General features: G+C 69.0%; 2 protein-coding genes and 1 pseudogene. 2 read left to right on the top strand and 1 reads right to left on the bottom strand.

Features of this window, described 5'->3' with window-relative positions; all coding sequences use genetic code 11:
* Window positions 1-547 (top strand): annotated as a pseudogene (locus AOK17_RS53415) (histidine kinase); the annotation flags it as partial.
* Between the two features lie 261 nt (window positions 548-808).
* The gene (locus tag AOK17_RS47410) at window positions 809-1,897 is read left to right on the top strand and encodes a glycoside hydrolase family 5 protein (protein ID WP_055618809.1); all 1,089 of its coding nucleotides are present in this window, start codon (window positions 809-811) and stop codon (window positions 1,895-1,897) included.
* Between the two features lie 112 nt (window positions 1,898-2,009).
* On the opposite strand, the gene AOK17_RS47415 is transcribed toward AOK17_RS47410, so the two are convergent.
* On the bottom strand, window positions 2,010-2,227 hold a 218-nt coding region (locus AOK17_RS47415; protein WP_169802022.1), incomplete at its 5' end, for a PhzF family phenazine biosynthesis protein.

Raw genomic sequence — 2,227 nt, forward strand, 5'->3', positions numbered from 1 at the left:
CGCCCGTGACCTGCACGATCTGGTCGTACAGCGGCTCTTCGCGACCGGCATGATGCTGGAGTCCACCCAGCGCCGCACCGCCGACGAGGAGCGGGACCCCGAGGTCCACGCGATGCTGGGCCGGGCCGTCGAGGAACTCCGGTCGACCGTCCAGGAGGTCCGTACGACGATCTTCGCGCTGCAACAGCCGCCCGCCGACGCCCCCACCACGTTCCGGGGCAAGGTCCTCCGCGAGACGGCAGGTGCCGCGGCGGTTCTCGGCTTCCAGCCGTCCGTGCAGTTCACGGGACCGGTCGACGCCCGGCTCCCGGCCCCGGTGGCCACCTGCCTCCTCACCGCCCTCCGCGCCGCCCTCGCTGCCGCGTCCCACCGCACCGGCACCACCCGCGTCACCGTCTCGATCGACGCGACGACGACACTCCCCGACGGCCGCCCCGGCGTACGGCTGACGGTGTTCGACGACGGGGAAGGGGAGGCGGGCAGGGAGGACGAACCCGGAACCGGGACGACGGTCACATGGCAGTCCCCCCTGCGAACACATCCGTGATCGCCCCCACCCCACAACCCAACAGCTGTTACGCGTAGGAAACCTTGACGATCGCCGCACCGGGTGCCACGATTCCGGCGCCGCGATGTTTGCGTAAACATCACCCCAGGTCGAGCCTCAGGCCGCGAGGCCCGACTCAACGCTTCGTTCCGATGTTTACGTAAACACCATCCGTCCGACCCTGCATACCTCCGACGGCCGCTCAGTCACGCGCAGGCTCCAGCCATGCGCCGGGCCGCCATCCTCCGAAAGGGCAAGCTGATGCGCAGAACCCCCGCCGGCACCCGTTTCACCCCCCGGCTGCGGGCCGCCTTCGTGGCGCTCCTGATCGCCGGGACGAGCGGCACCACCATCGCCGCCACCCCGGCCGGCGCCACGTCGAGTGGACACACGGGCGGACACACGAGCGGGCTCAGCAAGGACACGACCCAGTTCAAGGGCGTGAACTGGGCGGACCCGCGTGACAACTTCGCCGACGACGAGGTCGTACTGTCGGGCCTGTCGACGTCCGACACCTACGCCCAGACGTACACCAAGGCGAGCCGGGTGATCTCGGCCTTCCGCGCGAACCTCGGTGCCAACACGGTCCGGCTGCCCATCAACCCGTACACGGTCAACGGCCGTTACTGGAAGTCCTATCGCGGAGTCATCGACGCGGCCTCGGACAAGGGCTTCAAGGTGATCCTCTCCTACTGGGAGGGAACGGGCCCGCGCAAGGACGGCTTCATCGACGACACGGCCACCTACTGGCCCATGTGGAACACCGTCGTCAAGGCCTACAAGAGCGACAAGCGGGTCTACTTCGAGCCGATGAACGAGCCGCACGGCTACACCGACACGGAGTGGGCGGACATAGCCGCGAAGTGGCTGGACACGTACCGGCAGGTCCCGCGCAACCGGGTCTTCGTCAGTGGCGCCGGCTACAACGACCACGTCACGACCGTCTGCGCCGACCCGCGCCTGAAGGGCACCTATCTGTCGCTGCACCACTACGGGTTCTGGAAGGACTACGCCACCTACGACCAGTGGGTGGCCGACCTCAAGGTCCGCATCGGTGACTGCGCGAACCGGACCGTCGCGGACGAGTTCGGCTCCCCGATGACCACCGGCTTCGACTACAACAAGCCGACCCCCGACAACAACTTCATCAACTACCTGCAGGCCGTCACCGACACGTTCCGCGAACTCAAGATGGGCTCCGTGTACTGGCCCGGCCTGCGCACGGACGACACCTACTCCCTGCAGACCCTGACCGGCAACCCGGCCCGCCCCTGGCTGACCACCACCAACCAGTCCGGCGCCGACCGCCTCGCCTGGTCCTGGGGCCGCGGCAAGCCCGTACAGCCGTAGTCCGGGCCCTTCGGATCCACCCACAACAACACAGCTCCGCCGCCCGACACCGGGAGGCGGAGCCTTGTGAGGCGGACGAGCGACATGGTGGATCAGGTCGCCGGTGCGGTGGTCAGAGAGTGATGGTGCCGCGGACGCAGACGACCGCGGCGCCGCTGACCCAGACGGTGCCGTCCGTGTCGACGGTGACCTCGATGCTCGCGGCCCTGCCCAGTCTCGCGCCCTGGGAGACGCGGTAGGAGGAAGGTGCGGCTCCGGTGGAGGTGAGCCACTGCCCGACGCCGGCGTTCATGCTGCCGCACGCGGGGTCCTCGGGCACGCCGACGCCGG

It is taken from the genome of Streptomyces phaeochromogenes, assembly GCF_001418655.1.
GTDB lineage: Bacteria > Actinomycetota > Actinomycetes > Streptomycetales > Streptomycetaceae > Streptomyces > Streptomyces phaeochromogenes.